Genomic DNA, 16,582 nt, shown 5'->3' with positions numbered 1-16,582 from the left:
TAGCATCAACCAGTGAGCGGAGGGTTCAATGTCAGTGTTTCCGAAAGCGGAAGCCGTTGGGAAACGCAGACATCGAGCGTTTCCGGCAGCCAGCCGAACCCCATCATCGTGATGACAAGCTGACTGTCGTCGAGACCCGTCAGGCGCCTGAGTGCCCTATCTTGCTCCTTCTCGACGGACCAGTTCAACATGCAGGTGCCGAGCCCTTCGGCGTGCAGGGCATAGGCTAGCGTCATCGCGAACAAACCGCCATCCACCCAGCCCTGGTAGCGTTCACCCACCGTTTCCCAGGCATTCAGATTGCTGGTGACGATGAGAATGCCGGCCAGTTGGTGTCCGAAAGTCCGGTTGCCCGCCTGCATCTTGCGGACACGTTCGAGCAGAGCCGGATCAGTATAGGCGAAAACATGACAGGACTGGCGATTGCAGCTCGACGGCGTTTCCTGTGCCGCGATAACGGCGCGCTTCAGCTCTTCGACCGGCTGCGGTCCCGGCTTGAAGCTGCGGATGGAGTGACGCGAGCGCACGAAACCAAGGAAGTCGATGGCGGATTTCGCATGGATTTCGGCGGCGCTCACCGTCTCCACACCCGCGGCAACATCATGCCGGGCCGCGGCGGGGTGCCGGGTAAGAACGGCCTGCAGATCCTTCAGGCCACTGTTATCGACAGCATTGAACATCAGATAGCTTTCCAGCGTCTTCCGCGCGATCGCGCTTGCAGAATCCGGCCCGCTTTCACGCAGATGCAGTTCCATATCCGATGCGAGGCGTTCGGCGCGGGCGCGTCCTAACCCGGTCTTTGCGTTGGAAAGTGACATGCCATATTCGAGAAAGTGCGCGTCGGCCATCATCCGCGCGGCGCGCTGCCGAGATCGACTTGCCTCCAGAAGATAGGCATTTCGCCAATAGCGGAATCCATCATAGGCCAGGTTCGAAGCCAGCCGCAGCGCCGCACCAAATCGCCTGACACCCTGAGAACCGCGCGTTTCCGCTTTCACCTTGCGACCAGCCTCGACCGCGGCTGCAGGCTTCACCATGCCAATCGTCATTGAAATATCCTCTCGCTCACTCCGTCCGTAAAATGGCAAATGGTAGAACCATTAACAAGACGTCGTGGCGTTTTTTGTTGGAGACCTTCCGCAAAGCACCTCCACGCCAAATCTACCACTCCTCTCTCGCACCCCCCCGGACGCTCTAAACCGCAATTGGTTCGTAAAAACCATCGGCGATCCTATCCGCAGATACTCGAACCGCGTCGTGGGACTCGACAGCTTCAAAGCCGTCATCTGCAAGACGAAGGCGTGGAAAGCGCAAACGAGAAGCCCACGATCGGTTGCGGACCGATGTCTTTTCGTCACCAATGGAAACCGTCGTGAACGGTATCGTTCCGCCTCAATCCCGCGAGGGCAGGGTCCGAAGGCAGGCATGCACACGGCTCAGATGCGCGCGAATCTCGATCTTCGCCGCTTCGATCTCGCCCTCCTTGAGCAGGCGGACGAAAATCTCGCGCGAGGTCAGGAGAACCTGTTCCGGCATGTCGGCCACCCGATAGCGCATGAAGCCCTGGATCAGTTCCGTTTGCGCATCGACGGTAAAAACAAGCGCCGTATTGCCGGTCATGGCGGCCAATTCATGGTAAAAACGGTATCCGCATTCCCTACGGCGCTTCATGTCTCCGGTGCGGCAAGCCGCACGGGTCTCCGACACGAGAGCCTCCAGATTCGAGACATCCGGACGGCGGGCGATCCGCCCGATCTGGTCGAGCACCAGTTCGAGGATCAGGATGCGCGCCTCGTACAGGTCTTTCACCGAGATGGAATTGAGCGTGATCAGATCACCCAGAGCTTGAGCCAGCCGGCTCGCCTCCCCCGGCAATATGGAGGCTCCGTCCACGCCCCTGCCAAGCGTCACGACACCGGCGATTTCGAGACTTCGCAAGGCTTCGCGCACGACTTGACGGCTGACGCATAATTGTTCGGCCAGCTCACGCTCATGGGGAAGACGATCGCCCGGCTTCAATTCGCCTTTCAGCAATTTCTCCCTGACGCGCTCGCAAACGAGTTCGAACGGTTTCTGCGTACCGACCGGTTTAAAAGACGCCTTGCCTGAACCCATGTTACCGCCTGACACGATCTTGCCTACCTTCCAGCGTCGCAATTCCGGCAAAAGCGAACAGTCATTTCGGCCGGTTCGACCCGCGTACCAGGATTAAAGGACAATCACTGAAGCCGCGACCATATATCACCGAACGGTCCCGCGGACACCTACCGCCTCGCCTCAAGCCGCAGGGCGAAATGCGCCACGGGAAGAAACCTCAGATATCGAGGACTAGACGCGCGGATTTCGAGCCCGAGCAGCACACCATCATCGTGTTACAGGCGGCTCGCTCCTCATCGGTCAGGATCGAATCGCGATGGTCTGGACGTCCGCTCAGAACCCGTGTTTCGCAGGTGCCACATACCCCGTCATTGCAAGCGAAGGGGACAGAGACGTTGTTGGCGATCAGAATGTCGAGGATCGACTTGCCCGCCGGCACTTCGAGCACCATGCCGGAGCGGTGCAGTTCGACCTCGTATCCGCCTTCGCGGGCGGCTTCCTCCCGTGCCGAGAAATATTCCACATGCAACTGCTCGCGCGGTATCGCCTGACCGGCCTTCTCGTAGGCGGCCAGCATAGGCTCAGGACCGCAGCAGTAGAAATGCGCCGTCGGAGTCGCGGTGAAGATCGCGTCCAGGTTCATGCGGGCGCCGCCCTTCTCGTCGTCGAAATGGCAGACGACCTCGCCTTTGTCAGCGATGACTGCAATCTCGTCGAGGAAGGCGGCGGCGCTGCGGCTGCGCGCTGCATAGTGCAGCGTCCAGCGCCGGCCAAGTTCGCTGAGACGCGTCAACATGCAGAGCATCGGCGTGATACCGATGCCGCCGGCGATGAATACGGACTGCTCGGCATCTTCGCGCAGCGGGAAGTTGTTCTTGGGCGCGGAGATCTTCAGCTTGTCGCCCACCCTTAGCGTATCGTGAACATAAAGCGATCCGCCTCGGCTTTCCGGGTCCCTGTGCACCGCGACCGAATAGGTCTTGCCGTCCGTATAGGGTTTGTAGAGCGAATAGCTGCGTCGCAGCGAGCCACTGAGAATGAGATCTATGTGCGCGCCGGGTCCGAAAGACGGCAGCACAGTGCCGTCGAGCGGCGAAACCTCCACTGAAACAATGGTATTCGCCTCGTAACGGATCTGGCGCACCCTGACGGGGATTTCCTTTTCGGACATGGCTTCCTCCCTTATGGCCCATCCGGCGGCAAACGCCGGAGGGCATCATGTTCTTGAATCAAAGCAGCAACCCGCTCTCCCGAAATCGAGTCAGGTCGTTGGAGGTGAAGCCCAGGTAATCCGTCAAGACCTGATCGGTATGTTCACCGAGGCGGGGCGCGGCCGAGCGTAAGGCCGATGGCGTCTTATCGAACCGGTAGGCCGGGCCGTTGTATTTGAGCGTTCCCATTTCTGCGTGGCTGAGCGGCCAAAAGTGGTTGCGCGCTTCGAGGATCGGATCGCTGAGCAGGTCCGAGCCGCAATAGGCGACACCCGCCGGCACGCCAGCCTCTGCGCATGCCTGCATCAGTTCCGCCGCATCGAAGGCAACCGTCAGTTCTCCGACATGCGCGTCCAGTATATCCGCGCCCTCTGCCCGTGCGCGGTCCAGGTCGCTCCCATCGCCGAGAATACGCTTCAAGGAAACCCACTGTTTCTCGTCCTCGACTTCGAGCGCGATCCAATGTTCCGTCCCGGCGCAGGGATAGACGCCATGAAGGATCGAGCCTTCCTTTCGGTTGCCGGAACGCTGGGCATTGGCGCCGGTGATCTGCAGATCGAGCAGTTGCGGCGAAACCAGTTGGGTAGTCGCCTCGATCTGTGAGAGTTCCACATGCTGCCCCTCCCCCGTCTTTTCGCGGTGGATCAGCGCGGCCATCAGGGCTGCGAGCGCATAACGGGGCGAGACCGAATCCGAATAGGCACCCTTCGGAACGGCGGGCAACCTGTCTGGCCAGCCGGTCATATGCTGTATCCCCGCCAGCGCCGCTCCTTGCGCCCCGTAGCCCGGATGGCGTGACCAGGGACCATCGGCGCCGTAGAGCGAGGAACTCAGCATGATGATGCGCGGATTGATCTTGCGCAGGCTCTCATAATCGAGGCCCCATTTCTTCATGATGCCGGGGCGGAAGCTTTCAGCGACGATATCCGCCCATTCGATCATCGGGCGGATGATGGTCATCGCGTCCGCATGGTTCATGTCAACGCCGATGCCGAGCTTCGAGCTATGAAAGTCGGCAAAGAAGCCGCTTCGATTGATGCCCGGCTTGTCATCGATGAACGGCCCGCCCAGACGAATGGAGTCCGGATGCTTGAAGCTCTCGACCTTGACAACGGTCGCGCCGTTGTCCGAAAGCTGTTTCGTCACGATGGGACCGGCTGCCGCCCATGTGAAATCGGCAACCTTGAGACCGTCAAAAATACCCTTGCTCACGATGCCTCCCTTAATCTGCGTGCAGTGCCGAGCACGTCGTCGGTGTCTGCCCCGACGACAGGCGGCGGGGCCATATCGGCGACAGCGGTCGCGGACATGCGGACCCAGTTCGCGGGCAGTTCGACGTCAAGATCGCGCGCTTCGTCGCTGAGCGACTTAAACAGGCCCCGCGAGCGGAACTGGACGTTTTCGAAAATATCCCGGATGGAATTGATAGGCGCCATGAGGATACGGTCGCGCACCGAACGCTCGATCAGTTCCTCCGATGTCTTCGTTTCGATGAAGCGCTTGATGACATCGGTCACAGCGTCGTAATCGTCCTGCGGGATGGCGAACTGTCCATCGCCGTTCCAGTCGTGGCGGCGCAGGATTTCATCCGTGACGCCGTCTTCCTCCATCCATTTCAGCAGCGCTTCGTAGGACTTGATGCGCGCCGAACCGCCACCGCCGCCGACCGGACCGAAAACGAAGGAGCCGTCCTTGCAAGGCCAGACGAGACGGGTGAAGAAGCGGTTGGCCCGCTCCTTGCGGATAGCACCGCCGCGCATCTCGTTCAACGACAGGATCTGCCAGGCCATGGTGGTGTTGAGCAGGGTCCAGATAACCACTTCCTGAACCGATATATCGACGCGCTGGCCCTCTCCGGTCTTGAGGGCATGATAATAGGCCATCAGAGCGGCGCTGGCGGCTTCCGCCCCTGCCTGCAAGAGACCGACCGGAAGACCGATCCGCACCGGCGGACGGTCGATATCGCCGTTCTGGAAGAGATGGCCGCCAAGTGCCTGCAAGGTTGTGTCGGTGGCAGGCATGGCCTCATAAGCATGGCCGCGACCGAAGGGCAGGATCTCGGTCCAGATAACCGCCGGGTTTGCCGCCCGGGCGCTCGCTTCCAGCCTGTCCATGTCCGCCAGCGACAAACGCCGGAAGTCCGAAACGACGATGTCCGCGTCGGCGGCGAGCGCACGGAAATCCGCAAGTCCCGCCGGCGTATCCAGATCGATGACCACGCTCTTCTTGCCGAAGTTGAACGCCAGCCAGGACGCGCTTTCCTGCCCCAGCTTGGTGGGAACGAGAGGCGCGTCGAAACGCGCCTTCTCTCCGCCTTGCGGCTCGATCTTGATTACCGAAGCGCCGAGATCGGCGAGCACACGCCCGCAAGCGGCCCCGGCCAGAGAGGAAATCTCCAGCACCCGTACCCCGTTCAGGGCACCCAGAGGCTTTGCCTGCGTCATGCGACCAACTCGTAACCGAAGCCCTTGCCGAGTTCGGCGCGCATGTGTTCGGCGCCCGCATCCGCCCAGGGCTGGTTCTTGGGAAGGGTCAGGGAAATGGCGCGGACCATGTAGAGGTCCGGGTCGTTGTAACGTTCCGGCTTCTCACCCTTTTCGGCAAAGGCGCCTGCCGTCTCGAGCAGCATCCGCCGGGTCATGGCGATGCCGGTGTCCGAGGTGCAGAGGTTTTCCTTGCTGCGGTCGTAGACACGCGCCACGCCCGACTGGCAGGCGGCATCCTGAACCCACAGGCCCGGAAGGCCCGAGAACCACGTCGTCTTCTGCAATTCGTAATCGAAATGGTAGCCGGTCTCGCGGCGATACTTGGAGGTGTAGCGGCCGTAGGGAACCGCGGGGCCCTGATCCTCATAGCCGTGGACGCTGTGGTGGCCGGTCTCGCGGCCACGGAAGCCTTCCAGAAACACCGGACGGGATTTCGGATGAAGTGCTTCGTTCGGGCGGTAGGAGAACATCAGGCACAGCGTGTTCTCGTCATCGATCGGAACCCAGGCGTGGCCGGAGAGTTCGTAGAACTCGTTCGACTGCGGCGGAACCAGGCTGTAGAACGGCATGACGAACTGGTTGACGCGCCAGTAGTAGTGCTCGTCGTCGATCACACGGCGCGAGGCGATGCTCATGCCGAAATCCTGGCGGACGCATTCGAAGACAGGGCGCAGGTCGCGCTTGGCAACCCACTGGTTGATCGAGCCGCCTTCATCGATACGGCCATGCAGGATCGGAGCATGGGCCGAGTCGATCTCGCCTTCCAGCGCCTGAAGCCAGTTGCACTCCTGAACGCGGAAGGTGATGACCACATTCTCGTCGGGAACCATGTTCCATTCGAAATTCGGCAGCGGCGGGCGGTCGGACTCACCTTCTTTGCCCATGTAGGTCCACACGACGCCGTTGCGCTCGACGCAAGGATAGGACTTGATCTTGACACGCTCCTTGAGACGCGAGCGCACCGGCTCGGCGGGCATGTCGACAACGTTGCCGTCCACATCGAACTTCCAGCCGTGATAGACGCAGCGCAGACCGCAATCCTCGTTGCGACCGAAAAGCATGGGCGCGCCGCGATGGGGGCAGACATTGTCGACCAGACCGACATTGCCTTCGCTGTCGCGGAAGATGACCATGGTCTCTCCGAGAATTTTCACCGTCTGTGGCTGGCCGTTCTTCTCCAGATCGGCCGAGCCGAAGATGGGTAGCCAGTAATGCCGGAACAGTTCCCCCATCACCGAGCCGGGGCCGACACGAACCAGTTTTTCATTGTCTTCATGAGAAAGCATTGTCTTCTCCTCTTAGATGAATGCTCATGCCGGTCCCGACGCGGGGAGCGCGGCGAGGTTCTCAGGCGCTGATCAATTCGTTAGCGTTTTTGTCGAGCAGGCCGTTGACCAACCCGGAAAGGCCGAGAAAATTGGCCCACCAGGCAGGATCGGCGGTTTCAAGCGGCGCGCGGGGAACAGGCGGCGGATCGCCGGCCTTTAGACGCCGGACTATTTCGGCGTAGCGCAACCGCTCCACCTCCAGGAACACTTGCTCGACATCCTGGCCCTCGGCGCTGAAATCGCCCAGTTCCGGATAGGAGAGCCGACGAACCCATTGCCCCTGCTGCCCTTCGTAGGGTTGCGCTTCCAGAATGTAGGGAATGGAAAGATATTCTCGTAATTTCATGGAACTTGCTCCTCAATGCGTCGGCGCCACTCGACGGCGCGGCTCGGGCTGCAACAAAACAAAGGCGGAATCGTCGTAGGGACCGATCTGGACGAGGCACGGGCCGGATTTCGCGATCTGGCGCGGACCGGCCTTGCCGGCGACCTGCAAGTAGGCCTCTCGCAGATGGCCCATTCCGTGCAGACGCCCCTCCCCGAGACTTCCGCCAAAGGTATTGAGCGGAAGCCGGCCGTCGAGATTGCCATGCCCGTCGCGGATGAAACGAGGCGCCTGCCCTTCGGCGCAGAATCCGAATCCATCGAGCCACTCATAGATCATCGACGAAAACCCATCATAAAGCTGAGCGGAGACGACGTCGCTTGCGGAAAGGCCGCTCGTCTCGAAAACTGCGTTCGGGAGCTGAAAGCCGGCCCAGCCGACGACATAAGCCGGGGTCGCGCCGACCGGCAGATCGTCCGCCCGGCACATGACGAAGGCGGCGGCACCGCAGACAGGCATGTCGCAATCGAACAGGCAATGCGGCGTGGCGATCATCTGCGCCGATAGATAGTCCTCGCGGCCAAGCATCCGGCCCTTCCAGACGGAGTAGGGATTTTGCGCAGCATGTCGTCGCGCAAGCGCCACCACCTCGTAGAGAACTTCGCGGCCATAGCCGTGCAATGCGAGGTAGCGCTGGGCCCGGACAGCGAAGCGCGACCCCGCGATATTGTACGCAAAGGGCTTGGTAAACTGGTCGTTGCCGTAGGCGACGTCCGTCTCCGCCGTGGCATAGTCTCGGCCCTGAAGACTATAGAGGGCACGAAGGCCCACGACATAGCGACAGTCACCGGCGATCAGGGCATGCGCCGCGCTCGCCACCATATCGGCAGGGTAACGGCGAAACAGATCGGTTGCGTACCGGAGCCCCCTGAAGCCCATCGCAGCAGCCATGGTCCTTGCCGAAACTTCGTCCCCACCTTCGACATGGGGAGAGCCTACATTGGTGGCGAACGGCGCGCCGATGTAGCCATCTACCTCGTCGCGCCCGAGATTGGCATCCGCCAGCGCGGCGATGATCGCATCCTGGGCGAAGGCGGTGATGCTGCGGTCCGACCTGCGTTCGAGTGCCGAAGAACCGAAACCGGCGATGACGATATCGGCAGTCATTCCCCGTCATCCACCAGAGTGACGCACGGATAGCTCCAGCCGTTCTGGTCGGCGCTGAAGCCGATCCGCAACGGCGCGTCGGGAGAACAGTTCCGCACCGAGCCGGCTTCGTCCAGCGCGATGATCACGGCGCCGGGGTCTTCCTCGATCGCGCATTCGACGATGCAGAGCGGGCGCTCATAACCGGCGAGTACAGCCAGGTGATTATCCGTCCAGCCGCGCAAGCGGCCACGGCCGGACAACTCAGTCCACAGCAGCGCGGGGGAGAGACAGTAGGAACACCTTGGCTTCGGAGGATAGGCAATCCGTCCGCACGTCTCGCATTTTGCGAGTTGCAGAACGCCGCGCGCAGCGGCATCCCAGAACGGACGGCTTTCGGCATTGGCCGCTGGAACCGGTCTTTGCAAGTCACCACCCTCCCATGCCGTTGACTTATTACTCGACACATATAATGGTCAGACCATTATATCAATAGCCAATTCGATTTTTGTTGCGTGGAAGAGAAAAACTGATGGAACAGCTTAAGGACGCAGCCGCCAAACCCCTGTCCGTACTACGTATTCTGGAATTCTCTGGTCTCGGCCCGGCACCCTTCGCGGCGATGCTTCTGGCCGATATGGGGGCACGGGTTACGCGTATCCTCTCGCCCGGAGATGCCGGAAGAGGCGCGGCGAAAGGTGCTTTCCTCAATCGCGGCCGCGACGATGTCGTCCTCGATCTGAAGACGGAGGAAGGTCTTGAGGCGGCCCACCATCTGATCCGCGATGCCGATGCGCTGATCGAGGGATTCCGTCCCGGAAAGATGGAGCAGCTTGGCCTCGGACCGGCTACGGTGATGCCGCTTAATCCCAGGCTCGTATATGGCCGCATGACGGGCTGGGGACAGGAAGGACCGATGGCACATCTTGCCGGTCACGATCTCAATTTTCTCGGCCTGACAGGTTTGTTGAGCATGATGGGCGAGAAAGGGCGCTGCCCGATGCCGCCGCTCAACCTGATCAGCGATTTCGGCGGCGGGGGCATGTACCTTGCCTTCGGCCTGCTTTGCGCCATCTGGCAGGCCCGAACGACAGGACAGGGTCAGGTGGTCGATGCCGCGATGATCCACGGCACCACGCATCTCGCAACATTCATCCACAGCCGGCGCGCTCAAGGACATTGGATCGACGAACGGGAATGCAACATGGTCGATGGCGGAGCCCCCTTCTACAGAGCGTACGAGACTCGTGACGGTCGCTACGTCGTGGTCGGCGCCATCGAACCCATCTTTTTCCGCAATCTCATCCGCACTCTGCAGTTGAATGACAGATATGTTTCTGGTCAGAACGATCTCGCCCAATGGCCGGAGCTAGCAAATCTCCTCGGCGCCAAGTTTCTGGAACAGGATCTGGAATACTGGACGGAGCTATTCAAAAAAATCGATGCCTGCGTGACACCGGTGCTGACTGTTGAGGAAGCGCAGAAGCATCCGCAAATGGTCGGTTGTTTCCAGGAAATCGATGGCTATATCCAGCCGATCCCTGCACCGCGTATTCTGCCCTGGCGAGGCATCGGTGATGATGTCACCTGAGCGCGTAATCTTCGGAATCTGAAGGACGCTGTCCCTGCGCCGAATCAAATTGCGGTTCTGTAGGTTTTAATATGCGCCATACGGTATCATCCGGGTTTCTCTGTTTATCTACTTTGTTCAAGTGAACCGGACGCGGGCATGCCGCTCCATATGGCGGAGCGCCAGACCGCTACTGTGTGGCTACGGCCAATCCAGCCGACAGTACTCGCCATTGCCCTGTGATCGGCGGTCCGGTCCTCGGCAGACTTGCAATCCCGCTGACCTTCGTTACAGTCGTCTCAACGATTCTGACCGTTCTTGTAGTGCCCAATCTCCTTGAACTCGATGTTCGTCGGAGACTGAAGAACAGGGCACCAGCTTAAAGACAGTCGTTCGGGTCGGCTATATTGAAGTGCTGGGTCCTACAAATTGGCTCGTCAATCGCCGCTTCACCGTCCGTGCCAACGGCAATTATGCTGCCCCGTCCCGACGAGCCGATGGAGACCCAGTAATAGAGACGGAAGGTGGACATCGCTGACCTTTCCTGGTTCTTAGCTAAGAGATCATGCAGCATCTAGTACCGAGGATTCTACTTCCTATATGAGACATCTTTCTTTTGCTCTCGTGTTGGCATTGGCTTGCTTGTCGGCCTGCGCCAACCGTCCCGATGCGGACGTTCTGAAGACAGTCAATGCCAAGGTTGAAGGTGGCAAGGTCGTTTCGGTCTACGTGGTCAGCACGCGCCAGCAAAACGGTTCGGACAAGACGGAATTCAGCAACAATCGAGCCCACTCCCCCAATTATGCACGGTTCGATATATCCATCCCGCCGACCCACGAGGACAGCAAGATCGAATGGCCCGGCGACAAGCCTGATCCAGAGAAGGATTTCGTCGTGACACGCCAGGTCATGATGCAAAAGGATGTGTTCAATGCTGATCAGGCCGCGGTTATGAGATCAGGTGAACAGATCGGCGTTTTCGTTCATGGATACAATTACAGCTATCAGGAGGCGCTCTTTCGTGCCGCGCAGATGGCGGCAGACGCCAATCTCAACGCAACGCCGCTGGTCTTCGCCTGGCCGTCGCAGGCCAATCTCGCGGGTTACGTCGCAGACAAGGAATCCGCCATTTATTCTCGCGATGCATTGGTGCAGACGCTGATCGACCTGGCCCGCCACAACACCGGAAAACCTGTGGTGGTCTTTGGTCATAGCATGGGCGGCTGGCTAGTGATGGAGGCGGTCCGTCAATTGCGACTGCAAGGCCGTAATGATGTCATATCCCACTTGCAGATCATTCTGGCAGCACCGGATATTGATAACGACGTTTTCCGAAAGCAATTGGAGATTGTTGGTCGCCTTTCTCCTCCCTTGACTGTTCTCGTTTCCAAGGATGACCGCGCCTTAAAGGCATCATCGGTGATTGGTGGAGACGTTCAACGCGTCGGTGCTCTTGATGTCGAAGAACCCGGAATCCAAGAAGCTGCGACAAAGGCCGGCATCCAGTTCATCGACATCTCCAAACTCGGTGCATCCGACCCTCTTAATCATGACCGTTATGCGGCGTTTGCTTCGCTTATCCCGCAGCTAGAAGCCAACCGTCGGCAGGATGGCGGTGCGGATCTGGGCCGCGCCGGAGCCTTTGTTTTCGATACCCTTGGCGCAACCGTATCCAGTCCCTTCCGCCTCGCGAGCAAAGTCATCAGTCCGCAGTAGTCGGTTGAAGCCGACGGATGAAACCGTGCGGATTGGACCGGAACGCTACGGCTATCGGATTGAGGGAACAACAAATGCATCGGGGCGGACCGGCACTGCGTGCCGGTGGTTCAAGCGGCATATTTTGGTCTGGTGCTTGTCAGCCGTAGCGATGATGTGAGTCTAGATAAGATCGAACGGATATTGATCTAACGAACAGCAATACACATCATTCGCCGTAGAAATATTTTCCTATGGCTATTGACTTTATATTAAAAATGGTTTAGCATGAAAAACTGCCGTCTGCAAGTTAGATAGACGTCATTATATTGGCAATCTGCGCCAACGCAAGTTAGTTCCTAGACGGTTTCTAACTTGCATATTGAGGCAGTGTTGTCAATCGAAATGTCAACCTTTAGGAGATGACATGTCGTCGGTCATCGGTGGTGTCCTTCAGGTTGGTCTTGAACAACCCGACCCTACCGGAAAACACTGGTGACCACCGCTACCCTGCTACACCACGCCCTGGGACACGATCTCGGAGCGTGGGTGAGGACGTCCCTTCCGATCCCGAAGGACATCTCAATGGGGTCGGTTCAGGCTGGGGGCGAAAATGACACTCTAAGCAGCTTATCGCAGCGGGCGCGGTTGTGCAGAAAGCCTCTAGGAATTAATCGGCTGCGCTGATTGGTCTCTCCGAGATGGTGGATTGATCAGAGTTTCTTTTGCATGATTGAAAACGGCTTACCTTTCTTCTGAAAGGTTTCGATGGTCGTCCATCCGGCCTTAGCGTAGAGACCGACTGCTTCGGCGGTGTAAAGAGATAGGCGTTCGATTCCGGCGTTGTGAGCCAGCGCTTCAAGCTCGCTTATAAGGCACAAGCCATACCCCCGGTCGCGGTGCGCAGGATCGACATAGAGACCAGCCAGCCAAGGATTCAACTCGGGCCTGCCTTCTAAATCGTCCAAGCATAACGCGACCATGCCGACCGGTTGAACCGCGCCGGCTTTGCCGGAGACCGTTTGGTTTAAGTTATGCGGCCATAGCTGGCGCGCCCAGCATGGCATGGTATCGTTCTTCGGCCTCTGTGTTTCGGCGTGGAATATTGGACGCCGATAAGGGGTCAACATTCCGCGCCGATTGACAAACGATTTAATCAAGCCTCTCAGTGCGAAACTGGATCAGCCTACGGTGCAGAAGGCCGCCTTCGTCACTGCACTTATTACCGGCCTAGGCATAATGAGAAATGTTCTGCAGATGGATCCCTTGCTTGACGACGAAGGCGGCGAGCTCGAAAGCTATCTGACCGCATTGTTAAAAACCATCATGGCAAGCGCGTGAGTGGTGGAGTGCGACCTGGCAGAGGGGACGACAGGTCCAAAACTGCTCTCCCCGTCAACCGTTACAAAATCTGCGCAAAGAGCAAAGCCGGCAGACAGGACAAATGCCCCGAACAGCCTCTGGAAAGCGGCACTATTTATACTCGTTTTAGCTTCGACGACGATCGCCCCTGCCATAAGCTGGTCTCGCGCATAGAGGTTGCGAAAAACTTGGCGCCGATCATGTGTTCGAATTGAATGTGGCGATCCAAGGAACAGATCATGACGCTGACGGACGGCTGGGGCGTCGATGTCGAACCTCTTCTCGGCAAAGCGCGGAGACAACAGGATCGTGACCATGCTTTACCCAGGAGGCACGGAACGCATGGGCCGGCTGATGGAAGTCTGTGCGTCGGCCGTGTTGACCTGAAGCCGCTTGTCACCCATCGGATCAAGCTGCGCGGCATGCTGAAACTCCGGATCGAGCCACTGGTCCTGACTTACCCGGCTATAGCTGAACCGCCTGGTCTATCGGGCGACTGGGCGTTGAGCAGACTTTCCAGCGTAGCGGTCAGCAAGGCCGCAACAATCGTTCCCCCGAACGTCAGGACGACGCGCGTCAATGCCGCGTAGGATGGCTCCTGCGTCGTCAAGGCGCCGACGATCAGAGAAAGCGAGACCGACAGGCTGAACTGATACACCATCGGCGGATGTCTCCCGGACATCATTTTGCTCGCAAAATAAATCGCCACCAGGAAAACGAGACCGACCACGACAACGAATTGGGCGGTGATGGTGAGGATGAACAAGGCAGTGCCGGCGGCGACTGCGCCAAACAGGGTGGCCATGACCCGCTCTTTCGCTTCGGCAAACAGTTTCTCGCGTGTCGGAAAGCATAGAACGAAGATGGCGGCGATGGCCATCATCATGTTGGACATGTCGAGAAAGCTGTACAGCCAGAAACTCAAACCCAGGAGGACGGTGGCACGGATTCCCGCCGATCGCAAATGATGGCCGTCCGCCGGCGTGTACTCCTCGATCATCTCTTCTCCGGTCGCAGGCGGCAGCACGAGATAGAGGACGGGAATAGCGATCAACGCGACGATGCCGGCTTCCGTAAAAGTATCGCGCAACGCCTCCAGCGATGCTGTCGAGTTCATCCCCATGATGGACACGAGACTGACCGATATCAGGATAAGCATTCCGATCGGATTTCCGGTTCTCTGGATGATGCAGAAAGCAAGGAAATAGAGGCTCGCGATCACCAGCACGAAAGCTGCGGGCCAAGGTATGAACATCGGCAAGACGAAGCTCATGATCCATATGATGCCAATCAGGGCTACTGGGCCGCCGATCGCCTTTTTCGGGTCGAAGGCTTTCCGCATCCCCGCCATCAATCCGACAGGGAGGGCCGCCATCAGGGGCGGCATCGAAGGCATGACGAACGGTATGAGACCCACGGATATCGCCGCAAGCAACGCCATTCTGACCGGAAAATTCGGATCATCGCGCCGGGAGGGCCGAGGGGCGACATACATGGCGAGGCTCCTTAGTAGAGATAGGACAGCAGCGACTGAAGACGATGCAACCCCATGCCTATCCACGCGGATGGGTTTCTCTCGCCTGCCGTGTAGACGACCACCGTCACCTTTCCGCCGAGCTTCACGTTTCGCGGCCAGTGGTCCATGCCGCCATCGAGCTCGATCCGAACCGGGATCCGGCGGGCGGGTTCGAACCAGCGTGTCTCCGGTTGGTTCTGCACCAGTCCGCCCGAAGTCGTACGGCCCGTATCAATTCCCCAGGCAACGCTGTGGACAGTCCCTGTAAATATGCGGCCAGGTACAGCATCGAAAAGCAGGCCGGTCTTGTTACCGGGCGCAATTTTCGAGAGCTGGTTCTCACGCATATCGGCCACAATCCAACCGCCGCGGCCGTCGATGAATGTCATAGCTGCAGAACCGGCATTGATGTACTGCCCGATCGCAAGTTCGAGATTGGTCACTACGCCGCGCGTGGGAGCAAGCACTTTTGTGTAGAGCAGATCAAGTTGCGCCTGCTCCAGCTTCAGCTGCGCAGCCTTGATTTGGGGGTTGTCCCGTCCAGAGGATCCGAGTTCCGCCTCTGCGCTTGCAAGATCGGCTTCGGCAGCCTCCACCTGTGCCACGGCAACATTCAGTTCGGCTCGCGATGCCTCGGCCTGGGCTTTGGGTACGATCCCTCTGACGGCGAGGCTTTGGGTACGTGCATCGGATGTTCTGGCATTCTCCAGGCTGGCCCGCGCTTGTGTAACTTTCGCTTGCGCTGCGACGATTGCTGCAGAAGAAGCGTTGATCGTTTGCGTAGCCTGTTCAAAATCGACCTCGGCTTGACGCACCGCCAGTTCGAAAGGCCGGGCATCAAGTTCGAGCAATGGATCGCCTTCATCGACGATGGTGTTGTCTTCAACAAATACGGCAACGACCTGCCCGGATACCCGCGGCGCGATCCGGGCGATGTAACCGCCGACCGTGCCGCGATCCGTATAGGGAGCGAACTGATCCGAAATCGAATACCAAGCAACGAATGCAACAATCAGCACCATGACGGAAAGCCCGATTCTGAGACCCGGCTTATTCGGCGCTTGTGTGTTTTCCTCCGTTGGTGCCTGTTCTACAGCAATCTTCGGCTCTCCAGGATTTCTTATTGCCGCGCTATCGTCGTTCCGGTTGTTTTCTTTTTCCATCAAGGCCTCGCCTCCATAGAGCGCTGTATTATCTCGTTCAATGTTATTTTCCAGCTCAAACAGATGTTAATTTATCCTTCTTCAACTGGCGAAGAGGGAAATGATCAGGGCGTCGACGATGTCGATGAAGAAGCCGCACACTAGCGGCACGACTATAACAGCCCTGTGCGCGGCGCCATATTGCTGGGTAACAATTATCCTATTGGCGATTGCCGTTGCCGTCGAGTCCAACCTGATGCCTAGGAACGCTGCGGAAATAACCGCTGCCTCATGTTTACGGCCCATCAGTGCGTTCTGGAGAAGCATGAACACGCTGGCAAGCACAAGGAAGGGTCAAGAGCGGTTTTCCGCCCTCGATCAAAGTGCGGAGGTGGGACTTGAGGCCGACACCCGCGAGAAACAGTTGCAGAAGAAAGTCGCGTATCTCAAGCTCGAACTGTAACTTCCGCCCGGACAAGAGATGAAGGACGGCGACGAAAGCCGCGCATAGAAAGCCGCCGACGATGGGCTCCGGTATCGAGTATCTTCGCAAGATCTCGATATTCATTGTCAGAATCTTGCCTGAGATCATCAGCCCCCACGGCCATGGTAAACGTGAAGAAGGCATTGATTTCAATCACCGGTCGGCAACTCTTTCGGCACGAATGCTAAAGGGAGGGGATCACGGATGAATTCGGGTCCGG

17 protein-coding genes are annotated in these 16,582 nt (G+C 58.7%); 3 read left to right on the top strand and 14 right to left on the bottom strand.

What is annotated here, in order from left to right:
* Positions 1 to 5: 5 nt before the first annotated feature.
* The 9 genes from RNA01_RS19955 to RNA01_RS19915 all read right to left on the bottom strand — a co-directional run bounded on the left by RNA01_RS19955 (position 6) and on the right by RNA01_RS19915 (position 9,021).
* Entirely contained in the window at positions 6 to 1,049 is a 1,044-nt protein-coding gene (locus tag RNA01_RS19955; RefSeq protein ID WP_147181919.1) for a nitroreductase family protein, read from the bottom strand.
* Positions 1,050 to 1,392: 343 nt separating this feature from the next.
* Positions 1,393 to 2,115: a FadR/GntR family transcriptional regulator gene (locus tag RNA01_RS19950; RefSeq protein ID WP_147181918.1), complete on the bottom strand. Its 723-nt coding sequence runs from the start codon at positions 2,113 to 2,115 to the stop codon at positions 1,393 to 1,395.
* Positions 2,116 to 2,314: 199 nt separating this feature from the next.
* Entirely contained in the window at positions 2,315 to 3,268 is a 954-nt protein-coding gene (locus RNA01_RS19945; protein WP_147181917.1) for a PDR/VanB family oxidoreductase, read from the bottom strand.
* A 58-nt stretch (positions 3,269 to 3,326) separates the two neighbouring features.
* Entirely contained in the window at positions 3,327 to 4,520 is a 1,194-nt protein-coding gene (locus tag RNA01_RS19940; protein WP_170253572.1) for a CaiB/BaiF CoA transferase family protein, read from the bottom strand.
* Positions 4,517 to 5,752, bottom strand: a complete 1,236-nt coding sequence (locus RNA01_RS19935; RefSeq protein ID WP_147181915.1) for a CoA transferase — start codon at positions 5,750 to 5,752, stop codon at positions 4,517 to 4,519. The genes RNA01_RS19940 and RNA01_RS19935 overlap by 4 nt, the downstream gene beginning before the upstream one ends.
* Positions 5,749 to 7,080: a Rieske 2Fe-2S domain-containing protein gene (locus RNA01_RS19930; protein ID WP_147181914.1), complete on the bottom strand. Its 1,332-nt coding sequence runs from the start codon at positions 7,078 to 7,080 to the stop codon at positions 5,749 to 5,751. Before RNA01_RS19930 ends, RNA01_RS19935 begins: the two co-directional genes overlap by 4 nt.
* A gap of 61 nt (positions 7,081 to 7,141) precedes the next feature.
* Positions 7,142 to 7,468, bottom strand: a complete 327-nt coding sequence (locus tag RNA01_RS19925) for a hypothetical protein (RefSeq protein ID WP_147181913.1) — start codon at positions 7,466 to 7,468, stop codon at positions 7,142 to 7,144.
* Between the two features lie 12 nt (positions 7,469 to 7,480).
* A complete protein-coding gene (locus RNA01_RS19920; RefSeq protein WP_147181912.1) occupies positions 7,481 to 8,614 on the bottom strand; it encodes a thiolase C-terminal domain-containing protein in 1,134 nt (377 codons plus the stop codon).
* The gene (locus RNA01_RS19915; protein WP_170253570.1) at positions 8,611 to 9,021 is read right to left on the bottom strand and encodes a Zn-ribbon domain-containing OB-fold protein; all 411 of its coding nucleotides are present in this window, start codon (positions 9,019 to 9,021) and stop codon (positions 8,611 to 8,613) included. Before RNA01_RS19915 ends, RNA01_RS19920 begins: the two co-directional genes overlap by 4 nt.
* A 104-nt stretch (positions 9,022 to 9,125) precedes the next feature.
* On the opposite strand from RNA01_RS19915, the gene RNA01_RS19910 reads away from it, so the two are divergent.
* The gene (locus RNA01_RS19910; protein WP_147181910.1) at positions 9,126 to 10,184 is read left to right on the top strand and encodes a CaiB/BaiF CoA transferase family protein; all 1,059 of its coding nucleotides are present in this window, start codon (positions 9,126 to 9,128) and stop codon (positions 10,182 to 10,184) included.
* 579 nt (positions 10,185 to 10,763) lie between these two features.
* The gene (locus tag RNA01_RS19905) at positions 10,764 to 11,879 is read left to right on the top strand and encodes an alpha/beta hydrolase (RefSeq protein WP_147181909.1); all 1,116 of its coding nucleotides are present in this window, start codon (positions 10,764 to 10,766) and stop codon (positions 11,877 to 11,879) included.
* Between the two features lie 692 nt (positions 11,880 to 12,571).
* Here RNA01_RS19905 and RNA01_RS19900 read toward each other — a convergent pair.
* Entirely contained in the window at positions 12,572 to 12,925 is a 354-nt protein-coding gene (locus RNA01_RS19900; protein WP_170253568.1) for a GNAT family N-acetyltransferase, read from the bottom strand.
* A 73-nt stretch (positions 12,926 to 12,998) separates the two neighbouring features.
* On the opposite strand from RNA01_RS19900, the gene RNA01_RS23775 reads away from it, so the two are divergent.
* The gene (locus tag RNA01_RS23775) at positions 12,999 to 13,199 is read left to right on the top strand and encodes a TetR/AcrR family transcriptional regulator (protein ID WP_170253567.1); all 201 of its coding nucleotides are present in this window, start codon (positions 12,999 to 13,001) and stop codon (positions 13,197 to 13,199) included.
* Between the two features lie 478 nt (positions 13,200 to 13,677).
* Here the strand turns inward: RNA01_RS23775 and RNA01_RS19890 are convergent, their stop codons facing one another.
* The 4 genes from RNA01_RS19890 to RNA01_RS24175 all read right to left on the bottom strand — a co-directional run bounded on the left by RNA01_RS19890 (position 13,678) and on the right by RNA01_RS24175 (position 16,446).
* On the bottom strand, positions 13,678 to 14,715 hold the full coding sequence (locus RNA01_RS19890; RefSeq protein WP_147181907.1) for an FUSC family protein: 1,038 nt from the start codon (positions 14,713 to 14,715) through the stop codon (positions 13,678 to 13,680).
* Between the two features lie 11 nt (positions 14,716 to 14,726).
* Positions 14,727 to 15,899 carry an HlyD family secretion protein gene (locus RNA01_RS19885; RefSeq protein ID WP_147181947.1) on the bottom strand — a complete coding sequence of 391 codons (1,173 nt, stop codon included), beginning with the start codon at positions 15,897 to 15,899 and terminating at the stop codon, positions 14,727 to 14,729.
* An 81-nt stretch (positions 15,900 to 15,980) separates the two neighbouring features.
* Entirely contained in the window at positions 15,981 to 16,205 is a 225-nt protein-coding gene (locus RNA01_RS24180; RefSeq protein WP_235916797.1) for a sodium/glutamate symporter, read from the bottom strand.
* Positions 16,174 to 16,446 (bottom strand): sodium/glutamate symporter, encoded by a 273-nt coding sequence (locus RNA01_RS24175; RefSeq protein WP_235916794.1) that lies wholly within the window; start codon positions 16,444 to 16,446, stop codon positions 16,174 to 16,176. Before RNA01_RS24175 ends, RNA01_RS24180 begins: the two co-directional genes overlap by 32 nt.
* Positions 16,447 to 16,582 lie beyond the last annotated feature (136 nt).

The organism is Paenirhizobium naphthalenivorans, assembly GCF_007992095.1.
Taxonomy (GTDB): domain Bacteria; phylum Pseudomonadota; class Alphaproteobacteria; order Rhizobiales; family Rhizobiaceae; genus Allorhizobium; species Allorhizobium naphthalenivorans.
The sequence above is the reverse complement of the archived record's forward strand: the minus strand, read 5'-3'. Positions and strand labels throughout refer to the sequence as shown.